The 22705-nt window shown below is 72.1% G+C and carries 22 protein-coding genes; 14 read left to right on the forward strand and 8 right to left on the reverse strand.

Going from position 1 to position 22705, the window contains the following annotated elements; all coding sequences use genetic code 11:
- The 6 genes from ABD143_RS35340 to ABD143_RS35365 form a co-directional block, all read left to right on the forward strand.
- Positions 1-611, forward strand: a 611-nt coding sequence (locus ABD143_RS35340) for an HNH endonuclease signature motif containing protein (RefSeq protein WP_343987220.1), incomplete at its 5' end; no start/stop codon positions are given.
- 151 nt (positions 612-762) lie between these two features.
- Complete coding sequence (locus tag ABD143_RS35345) at positions 763-1257, forward strand: FBP domain-containing protein (protein WP_343987224.1); 495 nt, start codon at positions 763-765, stop codon at positions 1255-1257.
- A gap of 144 nt (positions 1258-1401) precedes the next feature.
- The gene (locus tag ABD143_RS35350) at positions 1402-2043 is read left to right on the forward strand and encodes a TetR/AcrR family transcriptional regulator (RefSeq protein WP_343987227.1); all 642 of its coding nucleotides are present in this window, start codon (positions 1402-1404) and stop codon (positions 2041-2043) included.
- A gap of 183 nt (positions 2044-2226) precedes the next feature.
- Positions 2227-3483: a cytochrome P450 gene (locus ABD143_RS35355; protein ID WP_343987230.1), complete on the forward strand. Its 1257-nt coding sequence runs from the start codon at positions 2227-2229 to the stop codon at positions 3481-3483.
- A gap of 42 nt (positions 3484-3525) precedes the next feature.
- Complete coding sequence (locus ABD143_RS35360) at positions 3526-3726, forward strand: ferredoxin (protein WP_343987233.1); 201 nt, start codon at positions 3526-3528, stop codon at positions 3724-3726.
- Positions 3723-4931 (forward strand): NAD(P)/FAD-dependent oxidoreductase, encoded by a 1209-nt coding sequence (locus ABD143_RS35365; RefSeq protein ID WP_343987236.1) that lies wholly within the window; start codon positions 3723-3725, stop codon positions 4929-4931. Before ABD143_RS35360 ends, ABD143_RS35365 begins: the two co-directional genes overlap by 4 nt.
- Positions 4932-4991: 60 nt before the next feature.
- Here ABD143_RS35365 and ABD143_RS35370 read toward each other — a convergent pair whose 3' ends face one another.
- On the reverse strand, positions 4992-6134 hold the full coding sequence (locus ABD143_RS35370; protein WP_343987240.1) for an acyl-CoA dehydrogenase family protein: 1143 nt from the start codon (positions 6132-6134) through the stop codon (positions 4992-4994).
- A 56-nt stretch (positions 6135-6190) separates the two neighbouring features.
- On the opposite strand from ABD143_RS35370, the gene ABD143_RS35375 reads away from it, so the two are divergent.
- The gene (locus ABD143_RS35375) at positions 6191-6772 is read left to right on the forward strand and encodes a TetR/AcrR family transcriptional regulator (RefSeq protein ID WP_343987243.1); all 582 of its coding nucleotides are present in this window, start codon (positions 6191-6193) and stop codon (positions 6770-6772) included.
- Between the two features lie 13 nt (positions 6773-6785).
- Here ABD143_RS35375 and ABD143_RS35380 read toward each other — a convergent pair whose 3' ends face one another.
- From ABD143_RS35380 to ABD143_RS35400, 5 genes are all read right to left on the reverse strand, one after another.
- On the reverse strand, positions 6786-7067 hold the full coding sequence (locus tag ABD143_RS35380; protein WP_343987246.1) for a metal-sensitive transcriptional regulator: 282 nt from the start codon (positions 7065-7067) through the stop codon (positions 6786-6788).
- A 46-nt stretch (positions 7068-7113) separates the two neighbouring features.
- The gene (gene ilvA / locus ABD143_RS35385; RefSeq protein WP_343987249.1) at positions 7114-8355 is read right to left on the reverse strand and encodes a threonine ammonia-lyase IlvA; all 1242 of its coding nucleotides are present in this window, start codon (positions 8353-8355) and stop codon (positions 7114-7116) included.
- A 19-nt stretch (positions 8356-8374) separates the two neighbouring features.
- Positions 8375-9382, reverse strand: coding sequence for a Gfo/Idh/MocA family protein (locus tag ABD143_RS35390; RefSeq protein ID WP_379660067.1), 1008 nt, complete (start codon positions 9380-9382; stop codon positions 8375-8377).
- Positions 9383-9419: 37 nt separating this feature from the next.
- Positions 9420-10202: an SDR family NAD(P)-dependent oxidoreductase gene (locus ABD143_RS35395; protein ID WP_343987255.1), complete on the reverse strand. Its 783-nt coding sequence runs from the start codon at positions 10200-10202 to the stop codon at positions 9420-9422.
- A gap of 200 nt (positions 10203-10402) precedes the next feature.
- Positions 10403-10750, reverse strand: a complete 348-nt coding sequence (locus tag ABD143_RS35400; RefSeq protein WP_343987258.1) for a UBP-type zinc finger domain-containing protein — start codon at positions 10748-10750, stop codon at positions 10403-10405.
- Between the two features lie 118 nt (positions 10751-10868).
- Here ABD143_RS35400 and ABD143_RS35405 point away from each other — a divergent pair, with 118 nt between their 5' ends.
- The 3 genes from ABD143_RS35405 to ABD143_RS35415 are packed head-to-tail and all read left to right on the forward strand — an operon-like array spanning position 10869 to position 14678.
- A complete protein-coding gene (locus tag ABD143_RS35405; protein ID WP_343987261.1) occupies positions 10869-11831 on the forward strand; it encodes an MBL fold metallo-hydrolase in 963 nt (320 codons plus the stop codon).
- The gene (locus ABD143_RS35410; RefSeq protein WP_343987264.1) at positions 11828-13504 is read left to right on the forward strand and encodes an FAD-dependent monooxygenase; all 1677 of its coding nucleotides are present in this window, start codon (positions 11828-11830) and stop codon (positions 13502-13504) included. The genes ABD143_RS35405 and ABD143_RS35410 overlap by 4 nt, the downstream gene beginning before the upstream one ends.
- Entirely contained in the window at positions 13479-14678 is a 1200-nt protein-coding gene (locus ABD143_RS35415) for a homogentisate 1,2-dioxygenase (RefSeq protein WP_343987267.1), read from the forward strand. The genes ABD143_RS35410 and ABD143_RS35415 overlap by 26 nt, the downstream gene beginning before the upstream one ends.
- Before the next feature lie 7 nt (positions 14679-14685).
- On the opposite strand, the gene ABD143_RS35420 is transcribed toward ABD143_RS35415, so the two are convergent.
- Entirely contained in the window at positions 14686-15309 is a 624-nt protein-coding gene (locus tag ABD143_RS35420) for a TetR/AcrR family transcriptional regulator (RefSeq protein WP_343987270.1), read from the reverse strand.
- 66 nt (positions 15310-15375) lie between these two features.
- On the opposite strand from ABD143_RS35420, the gene ABD143_RS35425 reads away from it, so the two are divergent.
- Entirely contained in the window at positions 15376-16278 is a 903-nt protein-coding gene (locus ABD143_RS35425; RefSeq protein ID WP_343987273.1) for an oxygenase MpaB family protein, read from the forward strand.
- Here ABD143_RS35425 and ABD143_RS35430 read toward each other — a convergent pair whose 3' ends face one another.
- A complete protein-coding gene (locus ABD143_RS35430) occupies positions 16279-17331 on the reverse strand; it encodes a LacI family DNA-binding transcriptional regulator (RefSeq protein ID WP_343987276.1) in 1053 nt (350 codons plus the stop codon).
- Between the two features lie 99 nt (positions 17332-17430).
- Here ABD143_RS35430 and ABD143_RS35435 point away from each other — a divergent pair, with 99 nt between their 5' ends.
- The 3 genes from ABD143_RS35435 (at position 17431) to solA (ending at position 22438) form a co-directional block, all read left to right on the forward strand.
- On the forward strand, positions 17431-18627 hold the full coding sequence (locus ABD143_RS35435) for an MFS transporter (protein WP_343987279.1): 1197 nt from the start codon (positions 17431-17433) through the stop codon (positions 18625-18627).
- Between the two features lie 284 nt (positions 18628-18911).
- Positions 18912-21311, forward strand: coding sequence for a GcvT family protein (locus ABD143_RS35440; protein WP_343987282.1), 2400 nt, complete (start codon positions 18912-18914; stop codon positions 21309-21311).
- Positions 21308-22438 (forward strand): N-methyl-L-tryptophan oxidase, encoded by a 1131-nt coding sequence (solA, locus tag ABD143_RS35445; RefSeq protein ID WP_343987286.1) that lies wholly within the window; start codon positions 21308-21310, stop codon positions 22436-22438. Before ABD143_RS35440 ends, solA begins: the two co-directional genes overlap by 4 nt.
- Positions 22439-22705: the final 267 nt, after the last annotated feature.

Here is a 22705-nt window from a genome sequence, read left to right on the forward strand (position 1 = left end):
TCGACGCGAAGGCCAAGCCACTCACCGGTGAGGACGAGCGGAGTGCGGCGGAGCGGCAGGCCGAAGCGCTGGCGGAGGTGTGCGGGTTCGTGCTGGACCACGGCGACGTGCCGCACGCCGGTGGTGGGCGGCCGCATCTGAATGTGTTGGTGCGGTTGGAGGATCTGGAGAATCGGTGCCGGGCCGCGGTGCTCGATTTCGGTGGCACGGTCGCCCCGGAGTCGTTGCGGATGCTGGCCTGTGATGCGGCGGTGGTTCCGGTGGTGCTGGGTGGGAGGGGTCAGCCGCTGGATGTGGGCAGGTTGACTCGCACGATCCCGGATGGGCTGCGGCGGGCGGTGGTTGCGCGCGGGGGTGGGTGTGAGTTCCCGGGTTGTGGGCGGCCGCCCTCGTGGAGCGAGGTTCATCATGTGCTGCCCTGGCAGGAGGGTGGGCCGACCGCGTTGCACAACCTCGTGATGGCGTGCCGGGTGCACCACCGGTTGCTGCACCACTCGGAGTGGATCGTGCGCATCCGGGACGGGCTACCGGAGTTCATCCCGCCCGCGTGGATCGACCCGGAGCGAAGACCCCGGCGAAAACCCCTCCCACACCTGGTCACCGCGAGCTGAGGCAGAGAGCAGCCTGATCACTGGTCGGACGTCCAGCGGCACGGTTCGTCCGGCGGTCCACGCCGCGCGCGTCGCGCACCCGCAAACCCCGTGCGGACGGCCCTCGGGCTGCCTAGGGTCACGCCCCGTACCCCGACCGACGGACAGGACGATGAGCGAGACGATCACCACCGACGCCCGCATCCGCCGCGCCATGGCGAACTCGACGAAGGGCGAGGCGGCCCGGATGACCCTGCCGGGGTGGGTGCGGGACCTCGATCTCGACGCCGTCGACGACGTGCTGGGCTGGCGCGACCCGAAGGCGCCGGAGCGCGGCGTCCTGCTTCTCGCGCACGAGGGCGGGCTCGTGGGGATCGCGCTGCGGGCCGGTGAGAGCGCGGTCCGGACGGCTGCCATGTGTGCGCTGTGCCGCACCACCCATGCCCCGGGACGGGTTGAGCTGCTAGTGGCTCGGCGTCCGGGCGCGGCGGGCCGCAATGGGGACTCCGTCGGCACCTATGTCTGTGGGGATCTCGCATGCGCACGGCACATCAGGGTTGAGAAGGCGACCGCGGCGTTGCGGCCGACTCCGGGCACGGATGTCGAGGAGCGACGTGCCGGCCTGCGGGAACGTGCACAGGAGTTCGTGAGGGCGGTGCTCGGCTGAGCCCGGAGCGTCAACGTCTGTGCTGGGACCGACGTGGCATGACTCCATCTCGTCACAAAGATCGAGTCTCCGTACACGTCCAGCGTCCTCGATGAACGGCGGTGTCGGCTTCATCGGTTCGAGAGGATGGGTGAGGATGTGCCGGTGACGAGCGAGAGGTCGGGCCCGAAGGCGGAGCCTGCGACGCTCGGGGCCCGTTCGCGGACGCGTAATCGATGGGGTCAGGGTGAGCGGCTCCGTGCGGAGGTTCTGGAGGCTGCTGCCCGGTTGCTCGGCGAGTTGGGCACGGTGGAGGGGCTGAGCCTGCGTGGCGTGGCCCGGGAGGTGGGCGTCGCGCCGGCGAGCCTGTATGCGCATTTCGCGGACAAGTCGGCCCTGATCGAGGCGCTGCTCGACTACGAGCACGAGCGGCTGGTGGCTCTCTTACGGGAGGCCGGGGCCGCAGTGGCGGAGGCGGACCCGATCGGCCGGGTGCGCGCCCAGTTGCATGCCTTCTGCGGGTTCTCGCTGGCCAGTCCTGGCCTCTACCGGGTGATGTTCGGGGCACGGCTGGGCCAGCCTGTCAGCACCGCCCGTGCCCTGGTCGAGACCCTGACCGACAGCCTGCATGCGTGTGAGGTGGCGGGGGCCCGACTGCGGCTGCCGGCCGAGCGGGCCGCCATCGTGCTGACCGTCGGCACGCACGGCCGTGTGGCGATCTCCCAGGCCCGGTCCGTGGACGACGCCGAGGCTGTGGTCGTTGAGTTCGTGGACGAGCTGCTCTCCCTGGTGTTCGAGAGCGGCTGACGTCCGGCTCGCCCCGGGCCGACCCATGATTTTTTCTATCCTATGATTTTTTGCCCTTTTCCATGATTCTTTTTCGCGCACGTTGAAAGGCGACCCAGAGACGACTAACATCTGTTCAGTAAGTTGATGAACAAATGTTAGGTAACTGGACCTTTCGGCGCGGAGGCGCATATGAGCAGGGCAATGACGAACACGACAGACCAGGCGTTGGTCGACACCCCGGACTACCCGATGCCGCGAGCGGCCGGCTGCCCGTTCGATCCGCCGCCGGCGCTGCGGGCGTTGCAGGCGCAGGCGCCGATCACCAGGGTCCGGCTGTGGGACGGCAGTACCCCCTGGCTGGTCACCCGTTACGCCGACCAGCGCGCCCTGCTGGCCGACCCGCGCATCAGCTCCGACACCACGGCTCCCGGCTACCCGCACATCAGCGCCGGCGTGCGGGAGCGCCGCACGCAGGCCCGGACCTTCATCAGCATGGACGACCCCGAGCACGCCCGGCTGCGCCGGATGGTGACCGCAACGTTCGCGATCAAGCGGGTCGAGGCGCTGCGCCCGGCGATCCAACGGATCGTGGACGACCTGATTGACCAGATGCTGGCCGGCCCCACCCCGGTCGACCTGGTGCAGGCCTTCGCCCTGCCGGTGCCCTCCCTGGTGATCTGCCACCTGCTCGGGGTGCCCTACGCCGATCACGACTTCTTTCAGCGCAACAGCAAGCTCCTGATCAACCGGGACACCCCGCCGGAGGTGAGCCGACAGGCCCAGGCCACGCTCACCGACTACCTGGACCGGCTGATCACCGACAAACTCGCCCACCCCGCTGACGACCTGCTCTCCCGGCTGGCCCACGAGCAGGTCAGAACCGGGGAACTGACCCAGCGCGAGCTGGCCGTGGTGGCCAGCCTGCTGCTCGTGGCCGGCCATGAGACCACCGCGAACATGATCGCGCTGGGCACCCTGGCCCTGCTGCAGCACCCCGACCAGCTCGCCGCGCTGCGCGCGACCACCGACCCTGCCCTGATCCGCAGCACGGTCGAGGAACTGCTGCGCTACCTCACCATCGTCCACAGCGGCCGGCGCCGGGTCGCGCTCGCCGACATCGAGATCGACGACCAGCTCATTCACGCCGGCGACGGCGTCATTCTCGCCACCGAAGTCGGCAACCGCGACGAGCAGGCATTCGCCGATCCCGACGCACTGGACCTGCACCGCGACGCCCGCGCCCACGTCGCCTTCGGATTCGGCGTCCACCAATGCCTCGGCCAACCCCTGGCCAGGGTGGAACTGCAGGTCGTCTACGGCACTCTCTACCGGCGCATCCCCACCCTTCGCCTGGTCGGCGACGTCGCCGACATCCCGTTCAAACACGACGGCGCGGTATATGGCGTCTACGAACTGCCCGTCACCTGGTCGACGACACACCTGTCGGAAACGGCCTGAGCAGACCGTGGGAACCCACGGAGAACCCACCGAGGAAACGTCATGCGAGTTATTGCGGACCAAGACAAGTGCGTCGGCTCGGGACAGTGTGTGCTGGCCGCCGCGCAGGTGTTCGACCAGCGCGAGGAGGACGGCATCGTCACGCTGCTCATCGACAACCCACCGCCCGAGCTGCACGAGGCTGTCCGCCAGGCCGCGGCCATCTGCCCGGCCCTGGCCATCACTGTGCTGGAAGAGCCGTGAGTGGGCCGAAGCGGATCGCCATCGTCGGGGCCTCGGCGGCCGGGCTTGGCGCGGCCGAAGCCCTGCGCCGCCGGGGCTACGACGGCACCCTGACGCTGATCGGGGACGAACAGCACCCGCCCTACGACCGGCCGCCTTTGTCCAAGCAGATCCTGGCCGGCACCTGGGAGCCGGACAAGATCGTCTTGCGCAGCGGGGCGCAACTGGCCACCCTCGACGCCGACCTTCTGCTCGGCCGGTCTGCCGTTGGCCTGGACATGGCCGATCGGCGGGTCCTGCTCGACGGCGGCGACCGGATCGACTTCGACGCCCTGGTCATCGCCACCGGCGTCGCTCCACGCCACTTGCCCGGCGACGGCCTCGCCGGTGTGCATGTCCTGCGGACCCTCGACGATGCACTGTGCCTGCGCTCTCACCTGCTCGACCGGCCGACGGTGGTCGTCGTGGGTGCGGGCTTCCTCGGCGCCGAGGTGGCCGCGGTCGCCAGGGGCATGAGCCTGGACGTGACCCTCGTCGATCCCCTGCTGGCACCCATGCATGCCCAGTTCGGCGACCGGATCGGTGGCATCCTCGCCGACCTGCACCGTGACCACGGCACATCGGTGCGCTGTGGTGTCGGCGTGCGCCGGTTCATTGGTACGGCCGGGCGGGTGGCCGGGGTCGAGCTCACCGACGGTTCGGGGCTGGAGGCCGACCTGGTGGTGGTCGCGGTCGGCGCCGGCCCTGCCATCGGGTGGCTTGCCGGGTCCGGCCTCCCGCTCGGCAACGGCGTCGAATGCGACGCCCACTGTCGGGCCGCCCCACACGTGTACGCGGCCGGCGACGTCGCGTCCTGGCGCAACAACCGCTTCCACACCCGGATGCGCGTGGAACACCGGGTCAACGCCACCGAGCAAGCCATGGTTGTCGCCGCCAATCTGCTCGGCGACGACCAGGAATACGCGCCCGTGCCCTACTTCTGGACCGATCAGTACGACGCCCGCATCCAGGCCTACGGAATCTTCCCTGCGGATGCGGACATCACGCTTATGCGCGGCGAACTGGCCGGCCGCAGATTCGTCGTCGGCTACAGCCACCGGGGCAGGGTGGTCGGCGTGCTGGGCTGGAACAGCCCCCGCGAACTGCGCACGCTGCGCCAGCTTGTGGTCGACGCCGCACCATCTCCGGCAAAGCTGACCGCCGCTGACGACCTGGACGCGGCCTGATCTTGGCTGCCCGCCGGTGCTGAAACCGTCGTCTTCGATGAGAGACCGGGCGTTTGCTCGCTAGCTCCTTGCCAGCGAGCGGGCGATCACCAGCCGCTGGATCTGGTTCGTCCCCTCGAAGATCTGCATGATCTTCGCCTCTCGCATGAACCGCTCGACCGGGAAGTCCCGTGTGTAGCCGTACCCGCCCAGCACCTGCACCGCGTCGGTCGTGACCTTCATGGCGGCGTCCGTGGCCACGAGCTTCGCGACGCTCGCCTGCCGCCCGTACGGGCGTCCCGCGTCGCGGCGGCGGGCGGCGTCGAGGTAGGTGGCGCGGGCCGAGTCGACGGCGGCGGCCATGTCGGCGAGCAGGAACCCGAGGCCTTGGTGGTCGATGATCCGCTTGCCGAACGTGCTGCGTTCGTGCGCGTAGGCCACGGCGGTGTCCAGGGCCGACTGCGCGAGCCCGGTGGCGACCGCGGCGATTCCGAGGCGGCCGGAGTCGAGGGCGGCGAGGGCGATCGGGAGGCCCTGGCCCTCCGCGCCGATCAGTCGGTCGCCGTCGAGCACGGCGCCGTCCCAGTGGGCGGTGGTGGTCGGGATCGCGTGCAGGCCCATCTTCTCCTCGGGCCTGCCGAATGAGAGGCCGTCGGCCCGTGCCGGTGCGAGGAAGCATGAGACTCCGCGGCTGCCCGCACCGGTGCGGGCGAAGAGCGCATAGAAGTCGGCCACGCCGCCGTGGGTGATCCACGCCTTCGTTCCGGTGATGCGGTAGCCGTCGGCGGTCTTCTCCGCCTTGCACGTCAATGCGCCCGCGTCGGAGCCGGCCTGTGGCTCCGACAGCGAGTAGGCGCCCACCAGTTCCCCCGCGAGCGCGGGGGCGAGCCAGCGCTCCTGCTGCGCGGGGGTGCCGAACGTGGCGAGCGGGAAGCAGGACAGGCCGTGCACGCTCACTGCCACGGCGACGGCGGCCCAGCGCGCCGCCAGCTCCTCGAGGACCTGCAGGTAGACCTCGTACGGCTGGCCGCCGCCGCCCTGCTCCTCGGGGTAGGGCAGTCCGAGGAGTCCGGCCTCGCCGAGCGTCGCGAACAGGCCGTCCGGGTAGGTCTCGGTCCGTTCGTGTACCTCGACGCGGGGCGCGAGCTCGCGATCGGCGAGCTGGCGGGTGAGCGCGAGCAGGTCGGCGGCTTCCTGGGTGGGCAACAGCCGGTCGACGGCCATCGATTACCTCTAACGGTACTGAGAAGGGAACTCCAGTACCGGCTAACGTAGCTGACATGTCCATCCCGGTGCGGCGCGGCGCCGTCCGGCGGGAGCAGCTCTTCGACGCGCTCGTGGAGCTGCTGCTCGCCGAGGGCTTCGCGCACCTCACGCTCGACGACCTCGCCGCCCGCCTGCGTTGCTCGAAGCGCACGCTCTACGCGCTGGCGGGAAGCAAGCAGCAGCTGGTCAGGGCGGCGGTCGTGCATTTCTTCCGGGGTGCCACCGCGCGCGTGGAGGCTGTCCTGTCGGGACGTGACGACCCGGCCGGGCAGGTGGGCGCGTACCTGCGGGCGGTCGCGACGGAGCTGGGGCCCGCGTCAGCGCGGTTCTTCGACGACGTCGCGGGCTTTCCACCTGCCGCGGAGGTGTACGAGCGCAACACGCGCGCGGCGGCGCGACGGGTGCAGGAGCTGGTGGCGGCCGGGGTCGCGGCGGGGGCGTTCCGGCAGGTGCATCCAGAGTTCGTCGCGGACGTCGTCACGGCGGTGATGGTGCGGATCCAGCAACGCCAGGTCGCGACGGCGACGGGCCTGGACGACGCCGCGGCCTACGCGCACCTGGCGGAGCTGCTGCTGCACGGGCTCGCCAAGCCCTAGGCGACCAGGGAAATCAGGAGCGGACGAGCCGCGCGATCGCCTCGGACGCCTCGCGCACCTTCTCGTCGGCCTCGTCGCCGCCCGCGGCTGCCGCCTGCACCACACACGTCGCGAGGTGCTCGTCGAGCAGCTCCAGCGAGAACGCCTGCAGGGCCTTGGTGGCCGCGGCGACCTGGGTGAGGACGTCGATGCAGTACTTGTCCTCCTCCACCATCCGCTGCAGACCGCGGACCTGGCCCTCGATGCGGCGCAGGCGCTTGAGATAGGCATTCTTGTCGCCGCTGTAGCTGGCCATAACAGGGATCCTACACCCCCTGGGGGTAATGCCAGGTCACAGGCGATCAGATCAGGAAGCGGTACGCGGTGGTGCCCGGTGCGATGTGCTGGATCGTGAGCGGGCTCGCCTCCATGCGCTTCCACAGCGGCTCGTAGCCGTCGCGGTCGGAGACCTCGATGCCGCAGAGCGCGGCGCCGGTCTCCCGGTTGTCGCGCTTGACGTACTCGAACAGCACTATGTCGTCGTCCGGGCCGAGCACCTCGTCGAGGAAGCGGCGAAGCGCCCCCGGCTCCTGCGGGAACTCCACCAGGAAGTAGTGCTTGAGCCCCCGGTGCACGAGCGAGCGCTCCACGATCTCCGCGTAGCGGCTCACGTCGTTGTTGCCGCCCGAGAGCAGGCAGACGACGGCGGCGTCGGGCGGGAGGTCCAGCTCGTCGAGCGCCGCGGCGGCCAGCGCGCCGGCGGGCTCGGCGATGATCCCGTCGACCTGGTACAGCTCCAGCATCTCGGTGCAGACGCGCCCCTCGGGCACGCTCATCAGCTCCGCGCCGCTGTCGCGCACCAGCGGGAAGCTCACGTCCCCGACCCTGCGCACCGCGGCGCCGTCGACGAAGGTGTCCAGGTCGGGCAGCGCCACCGGCTCGCCCGCCGCGAGCGCCGCCGCCATGCTCGCCGCTCCGGCCGGCTCCACCCCGATGATGCGGACGCCCGGGTGTTCGGCGGCGAACCAGCTCCCGACCCCTGCGAGCAGCCCGCCGCCGCCCACCGGCACCAAGACCACGTCGGGTGCGCGCCCGAGCTGCGCCACTACCTCGACGCCGACGGTGCCCTGCCCGGCGATCGTGCGGACGTCGTCGAACGCGGGGACGACCGTGGCTCCGGTGCGCTCGGCGTACTCCGCCGCCGCGGCCGCTGCCTCGTCGTAGGTGTCGCCGCCGACCACGAGGTCGACAGCGCCGCCGCCGAGGGCCGCGATCCGCTCGCGCTTCTGCCGGGGTGTGGTGCTGGGGACGTGCACGCGGCCGCGGATTCCGAGCTGGCGGCACGCGTACGCCACGCCCTGCCCGTGGTTGCCTGCGCTCGCGCAGACGGCCCCCGCCGCGCGCTCCGCGTCGTCGAGCTGGGCGAGCAGGTTGTAGGCGCCCCGCAGCTTGTAGGAGCGGCCGACCTGCAGGTCCTCCCGCTTGAGCCACACCTGCGCGCCGGCCACCGCGGACAGGCGCTCGTTGCGGTGCAGCGGGGTGCGGCGGGCCACGCCGCTCAGGCGTTCGGCCGCGGCGGGCACGGCGTCGGCGAGGGAGGACACCCCTGAATCCTCCTCCGGTCTACTGGACCAGCGGTGAGCGGGGGCGCGGCTCGAACCCGGCAGCGGTGTAGCAGGCGTCCACCAGCTCCGCGGTCGCGACGGCGTCGTCGGCCCCGGTCGGCACCGGTGCGCCCGTCCGGATCGCCCGGGTGAACGCCTCCAGCTGGTAGGCGTACGAGGGTCGGCGGCCCAGCTCCTCCACCCGCTCTACGCCGTCCACATTCACGAGCAGGCGGTCGTCGCGGTGGGGGAGCACGAAGTTGAAGGCGAGTATCGCGCCGTCGCTGCCCGTGATCCGCGCCGTCATCTGGACGTCGTCGGCGGCCATCGAACACCGGACGGTCCCCTCGGCGCCGCCGGGGAACTCCAGGTCGACGTCGAGCCACTCGTCCACGCCGGGGTGCCCGGCCCGCTCCCCGCCGTCCGCGTCGACGACGTGCGGCTCCCCGCCGGCGAACGCCCCGAGCGCGCGGTGCAGGTGCAGCCCGTAGCAGCCGACGTCCATCAGCGCGCCGCCCGCCAGCTCCAGGGACCAGCGGGGATCAGTGTCGGGCGGCGGCGGGATCAGCATGTCGACCTCCACTCGTTGCAGCTCCCCGATGTCGCCGGAGGCCACCACGTCCAGCAGCCGACGGGCGACCGGGTGATAGAGGTAGTGGAAGGCCTCCATGACGAGCACGCCCGCGCGCGCGGCGGCGTCGCGCACTTCTCTGGCCTCGACGGCGTCGCTCGCGGAGGGCTTCTCGGTGAGCACGTGCTTGCCTGCGTCGACGGCGGCGAGGTTCCACGGCCCGTGCAGGCCGTTTGCCAGTGGGTTGTAGATCGCCTCGACCTTCGGGTCGGCGATGACGTCGGCGTAGGAGTCGTGCACGCGCTCGACGCCGTGCTCAGCGGCGAACGCCTCGGCGCGGGCCCGGTCGCGGGCGGCGACCGCGACGAGCCGGGTGCCGGTGAGGCGGGCGGGGTCGGCGATGGCGGACGTGGCGATGCGAGCGGCGCCGAGCACGCCGATCCTGAGAGGTTCCACGGACGCCATCCTGCCCTGCTCATCAGATGAGTCCGCGCTAGGAGGCCAGCCACCCGCCATCGACGGCGATGTTCTGGCCGGTCACGTAGGCGGACGCGGCCGAGAGCAGGAACACGGCGGCGCCGACCAGGTCCTGCGCCGTTCCGAGCCGGCCCATCGGGATTCGCCCGAGGATCCGCGCGTGCTGCTCCGGCTGTGAGAGCAGGTCCTCGGTCAACCGCGTATGGAAGTAGCCGGGCTGGATGCCGTTCACGCGGATCCCCAGCGGCGCCCACTCGGCGGAGAGCGTGCGGATCACGCCCAGCAGGGACGACTTCGACGCCGCGTACGGGGCGGCGTTGCGCACGGCGATCGAGCTCGAGAGCGACGTGACGAACACGTGGCTCGCCGGAACCCCGGCGTGCGCCTGTGCCGCGCCCAGCCGGGTGGAGAGGAAGAACGGCGCCTCGACGTTGACCGCCTGGATGAAGGCCCAGTCCTCGGGCGTGACCTCGGTAGCCGGCTTGCGCACCTGCACCCCCGCCCCGTGGACGACCCCGTCGGGCACGCCATCGGCCACCAGGTCGGCGACGAGGCCCTCCCACCCGTCCCGGCTCGCCAGGTCCGCGGGAACGACGTGGCACGAGCCGCCTGCGTCGCGGATCTCGCGTCCGGTCTCCTCCAGTTCGGGGAGCGAACGCGCGACGAGCACGACGTGCGCACCCTGCCGGGCGATCCCGGTCGCCAGTCCCTGGCCGAGGCCCCGGCCCGCGCCGGTGACGACGATCCGGCGGTCGGCGAGGGTGAAGAGATCGGTGGGACGCGCGGGTGGCTGGCTCATGCCGCACACGGTTGCAGCCCGCGCCGCGGCTCCCGCAAGGAGCGCCCTGAACAACTCGGCCCTACTCCGCGCCGCCCAGGCGGGCACCTCGCGGCGTTGGACGATCGGGCCGATACAACAGCGGTATCGGCCCGATCGTCCGCCTTGCGATGCACCCACCTGGACGCCGCTCGCTACGGGCGGAGTCGTTCAGGACACTCCTAGTGGATGTGGTCTTGCCAATCCGCCGGCACCCGGTCCCGAGGGCCGGGCACGGTCTGGTCCAGGGGGTGGTGTTGCGGGTCCGGGAGATCCGGGCCCTGCAGCATCTCTTGGCTGCGGTAGTCCCAGTACCAGCTCTCACCCGGTTCGAACGACTGGACATACGGGTGCGCCGTCGTGCGGAAATGCGCGGTGGCGTGCTGGGCGGGGGAGGTGTCGCAGCAACCGACGTGACCGCACTCGGCACACCGGCGCAGGTGCACCCACCAGCCGCCGGCCTCGTCGCACTCGACACAGCCCGTGCCGCTCGGCCGGGCGGTGACGTCGATCCCCTCCGGCAGTGTCATTGCGTCGCCTCCTCGGTGGCTGGGAAGGACCATCATGGACCTCGGCGGGCGGGTTCCGGTGTGACCGGCGTCGCGGTACCGTCCGAATTGGTCAAAGCTTTGATCGGGAGGATCGGCCATGGCGACGAAGCCGTTCGCATCGTCTGCGGACCTCGCGGCCAAGGAGCAGACCCTGGAGGTCCTCGACGACGGCGTCTACGCGCTGACGGCAGAGGGCGACCCCAACATCGGGGCCGTCGAGGGCGAGGACTTCCTCGTCTGCTTCGAGGCCCTCGCCACCCCGGTCGCGGCCCGCAAGTGGCTCGCCCGGTTGCGGGAGCACACCGACAAACCGGTGCGCTACCTCGTGCTGAGCCACTACCACGCCGTTCGTGTGCTCGGCGCCTCCGCGTTCGATGCCGAGGTGATCGTGGCGCACGAGAACACGCGCGCCCTCGTCGCCGAGCGGGGCAAGGAGGACTGGGAGAGCGAGTTCGCCCGGATGCCGCGCCTCGCCGACGGCGCCGACTCAGTGCCCGGCCTGACGTGGCCGACGCTCACGTTCTCCGACCGCCTGACGATCGACCTGGGCGGCGACCGCGGCGACCTCGTGCTCCAGTACTGCGGCCGCGGGCACACCGAGGGCGACATCGTGGGCTGGCTCCCGCGCCAGAAGATCCTCTTCGCAGGCGACCTGGTGGAGGCGGAGGCGGCGCTCTACACGGGCGACGCGTTCCACCGTGACTGGGCGAGCACCACGCTGGACCGGGTGGCGAGGTTGGGTGCGCAGACGCTCATCGGGGGCCGCGGCGGGGTGAGCCGCGGTGCGGACGCCGTCGCCGACGCGATCGGGCAGACACGGCACTTCCTGCAGGTCATGCTCGACGAGGTCGGCGCGGTGCACGGCCGCGGCGGCACCCTCAAGGAGGCGTTCGAGCGCACGCACGCCGCACTCGTCGACCGGTACGGGCGCTGGCCGATCTTCGAGCACTGCCTCCCGTTCGACGTCTCGCGGCTGTGGGACGAGCTGTCCGGGATCGAACGCCCGGTCATCTGGACCGCGGAGCGCGACCGGGAGGTCTGGGACCAGCTGCAGTCATGAACACGCCGGTGGCGGTGATCGGCAACGGGCCCGTCGGGCAGACGACGGCTCTGCTGCTCGCGCGCTGGGGTGTGCCGGTGGTGGTGCTCGACCAGCGGCCCGCCCGCGACCTGGTGGGCTCGAAGGCGATCTGCCAGCAGCGGGACGTCCTCGACATCTGGGACGCGGTCGGGGCTGGCGCGCAGATCGCTGCGGAGGGCGTCACCTGGACGACCGCCCGCACCTTCCACCGCGGCGCCGAGCTGTTCTCGTTCACCTTCGCCGACGCCGGGCGCCCCGCGTTCCCGCCCTTCGTCAACCTCTCGCAGCCGCGCACGGAGGAGATCCTCGACGAACGGGTGGCCGCGCAGCCGCTGATCGACGTGCGGTGGGGACACCGGGTCACCGGGCTCGTGCAGGACGCCGACGGCGTCACGCTGGCCTGCGACAACGGCGCCGAGGTGCGGGCCGCGTACGTGGTGGCCTGCGCTGGGGCGCGCTGCGCGGAGCTGCGGGACGCGCTGGGCGTGGCGTTCGAAGGCCACTCGTTCGACGACCGTTTCCTCACCTGCGACATCCGCGCCGACCTGCCCGGAATGCGCACGGAGCGGCACTTTCACTTCGACCCGGAGTGGAACCCCGGCCGGCAGGTGCTCGTGCATCCCTGCCCGGACTCGAGCTTCCGCATCGACTGGCAGGTGCCTGCGAACTACGACCTCGACGCCGAGACCGCGTCCGATGCGCTGGACCGGCGGATCCGCCAGGTCGTCGGCGACCAGCGCTACGAGCTGGGGTGGATCACGGTCTACCGGTTCCACTCCCGATGCGCCGACCGCATGCGGGTCGGGCGGGTGCTGCTCGCCGGGGACGCCGCGCACCTGATGTCGCCGTTCGGGGCGCGCGGGCTCAACTCCGGTGTCGCCGACGCCGAGAACGCGGCCTGGAAACTCGCGTTCGTGCTGAACGGCTGGGCGCCGGAGGAACTGCTCGAGAGCTACCACGACGAACGGCACGCCGCGGCGCAGGAGAACCTGGAGGTCACGACGGCGACGATGGACTTCCTCGTGCCGCAGGACGCGGCGGCTGCGAAGCACCGCCGCGAGGTGCTGGAGCGTGCGGCGACCGACCCGGACGCGCAGGCGCTCGTGAACTCGGGGCGGCTGTCGGAGCCGTTCTGGTACGTCGACTCACCGCTGACGACACCGAACGAGCGCCGCCCCTTCGCAGGCCGCCCACGGAGGGGCGCGGTGCCCGAGCCGGGCCCGGGGATCCTGACACCAGACGCCCCGGTGCGCGCCGCCCCCGAACGTCAGCGGGGCGGCCCCGCAGACGTTGAACGTCAGCAATGCCACCCCGCTGGAAGTACGGGTTGGTCACCACGGCGGTTCCGGCAGCTCGCCCGGGAGGGGTTCCTGCTGCTCGCCGCGCCCGGGGCCGACCTCGACGCGGCCCGGACCGTCGCCGCGCAGCGCGCCGCGCCCGTCCGCGTCGTCGAGCTGGCCGAGATCGACACGACCGGTGCACTCGCGGGCGCGCTCTCCGTGCGGGACGGTGAGGTGTGGGTCCTGCGCCCGGACGCGCACATCGCCGCCGTGCTCGAGCACCCCACACCCGCGACCATCGAGGGGGCGCTGCACCGAGCGCTCGCCGACCGGGAGGAGAGCGGCCATGGCCTACTACCGACGAGCCGGTGAGGTCCCGCCGAAGCGCCACACCCAGCACCGCAGGCCCGACGGCGGGCTCTACTACGAGGAGCTGATGGGGGAGGAGGGCTTCTCGTCCGACTCATCCCTGCTCTACCACCGCCACATCCCCTCGGCGATCGTCGACGCGACCCCGTGGGAGATCCCGCCCGCCGACACCGAGCCGAACGTCCCGCTGCTGCCGAGGCACCTGAAGTTGCACGACCTGTTCCCCGGCGAGGACTGGAAGGCCGTGGACGCCGTCACCGGGCGGCGGCTCGTGCTCGGCAACGCCGAGGTGCGCATCTCCTACGTCGTCGCGGGGGAGGCGAGCCCGCTCTACCGCAACGCGATCGGCGACGAGTGCGTGTACGTCGAGTCCGGCGCCGGGGTCGTCGAGACCGTCTTCGGAGCGCTCGACGCCCGGCAGGGCGACTACGTGCTGCTGCCCAGGGCCACCACCCACCGCTGGGTGCCGGTCGGGCCCGAACCGCTGCGGCTCTACGCCATCGAGGCGAACTCCCACATCGCGCCGCCCGAGCGCTATCTCTCCCGCTTCGGGCAGCTCCTGGAGCACGCCCCCTACTGCGAGCGCGACCTGCACGGCCCGGCCGAGCCGCTGCTCGTGGACGGGGCCGACGTCGATGTTCTGGTGAAGCACCGGGGGAGCCGCGGCATCACCGGCACCCGGTACGTCTACCCGGCACACCCCTTCGACGCAGTGGGCTGGGACGGGTGCCTCTATCCGTACACGTTCAACGTGGCGGACTTCGAGCCGATCACCGGGAAGGTGCACCAGCCGCCGCCGGTGCACCAGGTGTTCGCGGGAAACGGGTTCGTGATCTGCAACTTCGTGCCGCGCAAGGTCGACTACCACCCGCTCGCGATCCCCGTGCCGTACTACCACTCGAACGTGGACTCCGACGAGGTGATGTTCTACTGCGGCGGCGACTACTCCGCCCGCAAGGGCTCCGGCATTGCGCAGGGCTCCATCAGCCTGCACCCCGGCGGGCACTCCCATGGGCCGCAGCCGGGGGCGTACGAGCGCAGCATCGGGGTGCAGCAGGTGGACGAGCTGGCCGTCATGGTCGACACGTTCCGGCCGCTGGAGCTGGGCGAGGCCGGCCGCGCGGCCGACGACGGCGCCTACGCGTGGAGCTGGGCCGGCCGGGGCGCCCCGCGCTGAACGGGGTTCACGACAGCAGCGTTCTTGCCACCGATTTCCACAGTGCTAGGTGGGGGTCGGTGCGCGGGTCGCGGTGCTCCATTGCGTACGCGAGACCGACCCCGCGCATGCTCGTGAAGAGCAGGTCGCGGACCTCGGCGAACCGCGGGTGCGCCGCCAGCTCCGCACCGAAGAACCGCGGGATGAGCGCCCGGACCGCCGCGCCCACCTCACGTTCCTCGGGCAGGAGCGCGCCGCGCAGCTCGTCGTTGGTCCGGGCGGCCGTCCACAGCTCGACGGCCGCCCAGAAATGCGGCTCGGAGAACGTCTCCCAGAGCAGCTCGACGGCCCGCTCGAGCCGCTCGTCGTCGGACGCGCTGTCGGCGAGGCTCTCGACCCTCTCGCCCGTGCGGCGCAGGCGCTCTGTGGCCAGGTGCCGGGACGCGGCAACGAGGAGTTGGTCGCGCGACGGGAAGTGGTGCAGCAGCCGCCCACGCGACACCCCGGCCCGGGCCTGGATGCGCAACGTCGTCGCGCCCGCGTACCCGGACTCGACGAGGCACGCGACCGCCGCGTCGAGGATGCGAGCCCGGCTCGTGGCCGTGCGCTCCTCGCGGCGGCCTCGGGGAGGTACCGGCGCCGAGGACGTCATGCCCGGAAGGGTAGTCGGCACCAGTCAGTGTTGACCCTTTCCGGCGGCCGGCCCTACCCTCCCGAAATGAGGCGGTTCGACGTGCTGCGGCGGATCGAGCGGCTCGACCCCGAGACGGACTGGTACGAGATCTACCGCACCAGCGTCGCCCTCGAATTCCCGTGGGACTACAACCAGTCCCTGTCGTTCGCCCTGTTCCGCACCTACGCCGTCCCGAGCATCGGGCGGCTGCTCGCGGAGACGGGCGAGTTCGCCGAAACGCGCGTCCAGAAGCGCTACGACGACACCAGCCTCATCCTCGACGCGATCGTCGAGCACGGCTTCACCGGCACGCACGGCCGGGGTGCCATCCGCCGCATGAACCAGATGCACGGCGCGTACCCGATCTCCAACGAGGACTTCCTCTACGTCCTCTCGACGTTCGTCGTGGTGCCGATCCGCTGGATCGACTCGTTCGGCTGGCGACGGCTGTCCGAGGGCGAGAAGGTTGCCGCGGCCAACTACTACCGCGAGCTCGGCCGCCACATGGGGATGAAGGACATCCCGGCCACCCACCAGGAGTTCGCTCGCTACCTCGACGACTACGAGGCCGAGCACTTCGCCTACGACGAGGGCGCGCGGGCCGTCGCTGACAGCACGCTCGGCCTGTTCGCGACGTTCCCGCCCAGCCATCACGCTCCCGCCGCCGTGGTGAAGCGGTTCTCCCTCGGCCTCATGGACGACCCGCTGCGGGCCGCGTTCCACTACCCGCGGCTCTCGCGTGTCGAGCAGGCGGTGTCGCGCGGCGCGGTGTGGCTTCGCGGGCGCGTGGTGCGGTTCCTCCCGCCGCGAGAAGAACCGAAGTTCGCGCGGCAGCTTCCCAACATCCGCAGCTACCCGGACGGCTACGAGATCGGCGCGCTCGGCACGTTCCCGCGCGGTTGTCCCGTGCCGCACCCGGAGCCCACCCAGCCGGTCGCGGAGGCCTGATCAGCCGGGCGGCGGCCCGGTTGTGGTGCCGATCCGCAGCGCTACCGGCAGGACGACGGGTTCGGCCGGCCTCCCGTGCACCAGGTCCATGGCGGCCTGCGCGGCGGCCCGGCCCTTCTCGTCGCTGGGCTGGACCACGGTGGTCAGCCGCGTCTCGCCGAGCCACGGCAGGTCGGCGCCGTCGAACCCGCCGACGCTGACGTCCTCCGGCACGCGCAGCCCGAGCGCCGCCGCGGCCCGCAGCACCCCGGCGGCGAGCACGTCGCTCTGGGCGATCACGGCGGTCGGCCGCCGGTGGGCCGGCACGTCGAGGAGCACGCGCCCGGCGGCTTCGCCCTCGTCGACGGCGTTGCTCGCCGTCTCGTAGACGGGCACCGGCCCGAACACGTCCTCGGCGCCCTCCATGCGGTGGCGCGTGTCCCGGTAGTGGTTGCGGGCCCGGCGCGCCTTCCCGACGGGCCCGCGGGTGCCGTCCAGACGCAGCGGCATCGCGATCATCTCGATGCGGCGGTGGCCCATGTCGTGCAGGTGGTGGGCGAGGTCGCGGGTGCCACGGCGGTCGTCGATGTCGATGAGCACCACCCCGTCCGCCACGGGCCCCTCGATGCCCACAACCGGCACGCCCCGAGCCCGGAGCTGGCTGAGCGCGGGGTCGTCCTCCAGGCCACACGTGGCGAAGATGGCCGCGTCGAGCGGAATGCGGGCGATCTGCTGCGCCGAGGGCCGCCCGGTGTCGCCCGCGAGGAGCAGCAGCCCGACGCCGTGCGCGCCGAGCACCTCCGTGATGCCGTCGAGGAGCTGGACGGCGACCGGGTCGCGGAACGCGTAGAGCAGCCGCTCGCCCACGAACGCCCCGACGACGCCGCTGCGGCCGCGGCGCAGCGACGCCGCGAGCGGGTCCGGTCCCGCGTAGCCGAGCAGGGCGGCGGCCGCCAGCACGCGCTCGCGGGTGGCGGGCGCGACCCGAGGACTGTCGGCGAAGGCCAGCGACGCCGTCGAAGGGGAGACGCCTGCGCGCGCCGCGACGGCGGCGAGCGTCGGCCGGATGGACACGCCCGGAACGGTAGCCGTGTAACGGATATCCGGGTTGAGCGGACCGGGGGTCGGCGGGTACGGTCGGCGCGGATCGAATCGATTCGACGAGGAGCCGATGTGACGACCACCGGGGCCCCGATCGCCCCCGAGATCCTCCGTTCGCGCACTGCCGTGGCCGTCACGTTCGCCGCGAACGGCCTGGCGTTCGCCTCGTTCATCGCGCGCACCCCGGCCATCCGCGAGGCGCTCGGGCTCAGCACGGGTGGGCTCGGACTGTTGCTGCTGTGCCTGTCCGGCGGCGCGGTCGCGGGCTTGCCGCTCTCGGGGCCGATCGTGCACCGGCTCGGGGCGGGCCGCGCGGTCCTGGCGGGCACCGTGTCCAACATGTTCGGGCTGGTACTGCTCCTGGTCGGCCTGGTCACCGGCGCCGTCTTCCCGGCCGGAGTCGGGCTGGTGTTCGTCGGGCTCGGCTCGGGCGTGTGGGACGTCGCCATGAACATCGAGGGCGCCGACGTCGAACGGCGGCTCGGCCGCTCGCTCATGCCCAAACTGCACGCCGGGTTCAGCCTCGGCACGGTGACGGGCGCGGGGATCGGCGCCGCCTGCGCCGCAGCCGGGGTTCCGCTCGCGGCGCAGCTCGTGGTGGTCGTGCTGGTGTTGCCGGTGGTGGTCGTGATGGCGGTGCGGCGCTTCCTCCCCGTGACCGAGACCACGCCGGAGCAGAAGGCCGCGGGTGCCGGGGCGCTCGCCGCGTGGCGGGAGCCGCGCACGCTCATGGTCGGGCTCCTCGTGCTCGCGTTCGCGTTCACGGAGGGATCGGCCAACGACTGGATCGCCGTCGCGATGGTCGACGGCTACGGCGCGGGCGAGACGGTCGGCGCGATCGCGTTCGGCTTCTTCGTCACCGCCATGACCATCGGGCGGCTCGCCGGCGGAAGCTTGCTGGAACGTTTCGGGCGGGTGCCCGTGCTGCGCGCCACCGCGGTGATCGCGCTTGCCGGTTTGCTGCTCGTGCTCTTCGGTGGGTCCGCACCCGTTGCGCTCGGCGGGGCCCTGCTCTGGGGGGTGGGAGCCTCGCTGGGCTTCCCGGTCGGCATGAGCGCAGCCGCCGATGACCCGGCCCGCGCCGCGGCGCGCGTCTCCGTGGTCAGCTCCATCGGCTACACCGCGTTCCTCGCGGGTCCGCCCCTGATCGGCCAGCTCGGCGAGCGCATCGGCACCCTGCATTCGCTCCTGGTGGTGCTCGGCGCGGTGACGCTGGGCCTGCTCACCTCGGCCGCGGCTCGCCCCCTGCCGGCGACGTCGGAAGGGTGATCCCCACTGCACGAGCGGCTCGTCCGTCCAGCCCTTCCGGACGAACGCGCTGCTCATGCGACAGACCTGCGTGACCTCGGGTTACGGTAACTTTCCCGACCGGTTCGCCCATTGACGTGTGCCATTGCGAGAGCGACGCTGTTGCGCGTCGTGCAGGTCGTTCCGCAATGTGCTCCCGGAGAGTCCGCCATGATCCATGTCTGCGCCCTCAGTGAGCTCCCGCACGCGGTCTACCTGGTGCTCACCGGCACCGACGCGGGCGCCGACGACCTCGAAGCCGCGTCGTGACACCGCGCGTCGTCGTCATCGGCGCGGGCGTCGTCGGAGCGGCGGTCGCCGACGAGCTGACCGCGCGCGGCTGGACCGACGTGACCGTGCTGGACCGGGGCGCGCTGCCGCTCCCGGGCGGCTCGTCGTCGCACGCCCCGGGCCTGGTGTTCCAGACCAACCCGTCGAAGACCATGGCGGGGTTCGCCGGCTACACCGTGGAGAAGATGTCGGCGCTCGGCGTCTTCGACCAGGTGGGCGGGCTCGAGGTCGCCACCACACCGGAGCGGCTGGCCGACCTGCGCCGCCGCCACGGGCTGGCCACGAGCTGGGGAGTGCCGTCACGGCTCGTCGAGCCGGACGAGTGCGCGGCGCTGCACCCGCTGATCGAGCCCGACCGCGTGCTCGGCGGCTTCCATACCCCCACCGACGGGCTTGCCAAGGCTCCGCGCGCCGTCGCCGCGCAGCTCGCCCGCGCCACCGACCTCGGTGCGCGGGTGCTGGGTGAGCACCGGGTGCTGGAGGTCCTCTCCGAGAAGGGCCGGGTCACCGGCGTGCGCACCGACCAGGGTGACGTGCCTGCCGACGTCGTCGTCTCCGCCACCGGCTTCTGGGGGCCGCGTACCGGCGCGCTCGTCGGGCTGACGATCCCCCTGCTGCCGATGGCCCACCAGTACGCGCGGACGACCCCGGTGGCCGCGCTCGCCGGGCGCAACTCCGAGACAGCGGAGGCGAGCGCGCCGATCCTGCGCCACCAGGACCGCGACCTGTACTTCCGCGAGCACGTCGACCGCGTCGGCATCGGCTCCTACGCCCACCGCCCGATGCCCGTGGATCTCGACACACTGCCCGCTGAAGGCATGCCGAGCGTCCTGCAGTTCACCCCGGACGACTTCGCGCCGTCCTGGGCCGACGCGCGCGAGCTGCTGCCCGCGCTTGAGGACGCCGAGATCGCGAGCGGGTTCAACGGCATCTTCTCCTTCACCCCCGACGGCATGCCGCTGCTCGGCGAGCACCCCGACCTGCGCGGCTTCTGGGTGGCCGAGGCCGTCTGGGTCACGCACTCCTGCGGGGTCGGGCAGGCGCTCGCGCGCTGGCTCGCCGAGGGCGAGCCCGGCGTCGACGTGCACGAGTGCGACCTCAATCGGTTCGAGCAGGCGCAGCTCAGCCCGTCGTACGTCGAGACCCGCAGCGCGCAGAACTTCGTCGAGGTCTACGACGTGCTGCACCCGCTCGACCCGCCCGCCCGGCCGCGCCCGCTGCGCGTCAGCCCGTTCCACGCGCGGCAGGTGGAGCTGGGCGCGGTGTTCCTCGAGGCGTCGGGCTGGGAACGCCCGCATTGGTTCGAGGCCAACGCCGGGCTGCCCGAGGTGCGCCGCGTGCCCGGGCGTGGGGAGTGGGAGGCGCGGCATTGGTCGCCGATCGCCGGCGCCGAGGCGCTGGTCACGCGCGACCGCGTGGCGATGTACGACATGACCCCGCTCAAGCGGCTGGATGTGAGCGGCCCGGGCGCGCTCGCGCTGCTGCAGCGGCTCACCACCAACAACCTGGACAAGAAGCCGGGGGCGGTGACCTACACACTGCTGCTGGAGCCGTCGGGCGGCGTGCGCAGCGACCTGACGGTGGCCCGCCTCGGCGAGCAGCGCTTCCAGGTGGGGGCGAACGGCAACCTCGACCTCGACCGGCTGCAGCGCGAGGCCGGCGGGGACGTCCACATCACCGACATCACCGGCGGCACCTGCTGCATCGGGCTGTGGGGGCCGCGGGCGCGGGACGTGCTGGCCTCGGTCACCCGCGACGACGTCTCGCACGCCGGGTTCGGTTACTTCCGCGCCAGGGCGATCCACGTCGGCGACGTGCCGGTCACCGCGATGCGGTTGTCGTACGTGGGTGAGCTGGGCTGGGAACTCTACGCGAGCGCCGAGCTGGGGCTGCGGCTGTGGGACGTGCTGTGGGAGGCGGGCCGGCGCTACGGCGTGATCGCCGCCGGGCGCAGCGCGTTCAACTCGCTGCGGCTGGAGAAGGGCTACCGGTCCGCCGGCACGGACATGACCACCGAGCACGACCCGTACGAGGCCGGGCTGGGTTTCGCGGTGCGGCCGGGCTCCTACGTCGGGGCAACGGCGATCGCCGGGAAGGAGCAGCCCACGCGGCGGCTCGTCCCGCTGCTGCTCGACGACCCGTCGCACGTCGTGATGGGCAAGGAACCGGTATGGCATGCGGACGCGCCCGCCGGGTACGTCACCAGCGCCGCCTACGGCTACACGATCGACGCGAGCATCGCCTACGCGTGGCTGCCCGCCGCGGCCGCCGAACCCGGCACGCCGGTGCACGTGGAGTACTTCGGCGAGCGCCTCCGCGCGGTGGTGGCCGCCGAGCCCCTGTTCGACCCCGAGATGAAGCGGATCCGTGCATGACGAGCTACGACGTGATCGTTGTGGGCCTCGGCGGGATGGGGTCGGCGACGGTCCGCTACCTCGCCGCGCGGGGCGTCCGCGTGCTGGGGCTCGAGCGGTTCCAGCCCGCCCACGACCGCGGATCCAGCCACGGCGACTCCCGGATCACCCGGCAGAGCTACTTCGAGGACCCGGCCTACGTCCCGCTCCTGCTGCGCGCCTACGAGCTGTGGCAGGAGGCGGAGAAGGACTCCGGCGCCGACCTGCTCACGCTCACCGGCGGTCTCTACCTCGGCCCGCCCGAGAGCACGACGTTCGCGGGGAGCCTGCGCGCAGCGCAGGAGTGGGACCTCCCGCACGAGGTGCTCGACGCCGCCGCCGTCCGGGCGCGGTTCCCCACCTTCAGCCCTGCCGAGGACGAGGTGGCCGTGTTCGAGGAGCGCGCAGGGTTCGTCCGGCCGGAGCGGACGGTGGCGACGCACCTCGACCTCGCCGCCCGCGACGGCGCCGACCTGCGCTTCGGCCGGCAGGTGGTCTCATGGGACGCGAATGGCACCGGCGTGCGGGTGCGGACGGCCGACGGCGAGCACACCGCGGGCTCGCTCGTGATCTCGCCGGGGGCATGGGCGCCCTCGTTGCTTGCCGGGCTCGGCCTCCCACTTCGTGTGGAGCGGCTGGTGCAGTACTGGTTCGCGCCGCCGGGCGGGACCGAGCCGTACGAACGGCAGCCCGTCTACGTCGCTGAACAGGCCGGGGGCGCGCAGATCTACGGCTTCCCCGCGATCGACGGGCCGGAGGGCGGCGTGAAGGTGGCGTTCTTCCGCCGCGGCCGCGACACCGACCCGGATGCGCTGGACCGCGTGGTCACCGACGCCGAGGTCGACGAGATGCGGGCGCGGGTGGCCGACACGCTCCCCGGGCTGGTGGGGCCGGTCGTGAAGACCGTGCCCTGCATGTACACGACCACCCCCGACGAGCACTTCGTGATCGCCACGCACCCCGAGCACGAGAACGTCACGATCGCATGCGGCTTCTCGGGGCACGGGTTCAAGTTCGTGCCGGTGGTGGGTGAGGTCCTCGCCGACCTCGCGACCACCGGCACGACGTCGCATCCGATCGCCCTTTTCGACGCGCGGAGGTTCGCGTGACCGCGGTCGAGGCGTCGGGTGAACGCGCGAGTCGGGCTGTGAGTGCGCGCGAGTCGGGGCCTGGGTGCACGCGAGTCGCGCTGTGAGTGCGCGCGAGTCGCGCTGTGGGTGCGCGCGAGTCGCCCTCCGCGGTGGGAAAGCTCCTGGTCATCGTGCGCGAGGCCTACGACCTCGCGGCAAGCGTGGCGGTGGCCCGACTCGCGTGCATTGAGGCCCCGACTCGCGTGCATTCACGCCCCGACTCGCGTGCATTCAGACCGCGACTCG

Origin of the sequence: Pseudonocardia aurantiaca (assembly GCF_039526725.1) — a bacterium.
Taxonomy (GTDB): Bacteria; Actinomycetota; Actinomycetes; order Mycobacteriales; family Pseudonocardiaceae; genus Pseudonocardia; species Pseudonocardia aurantiaca.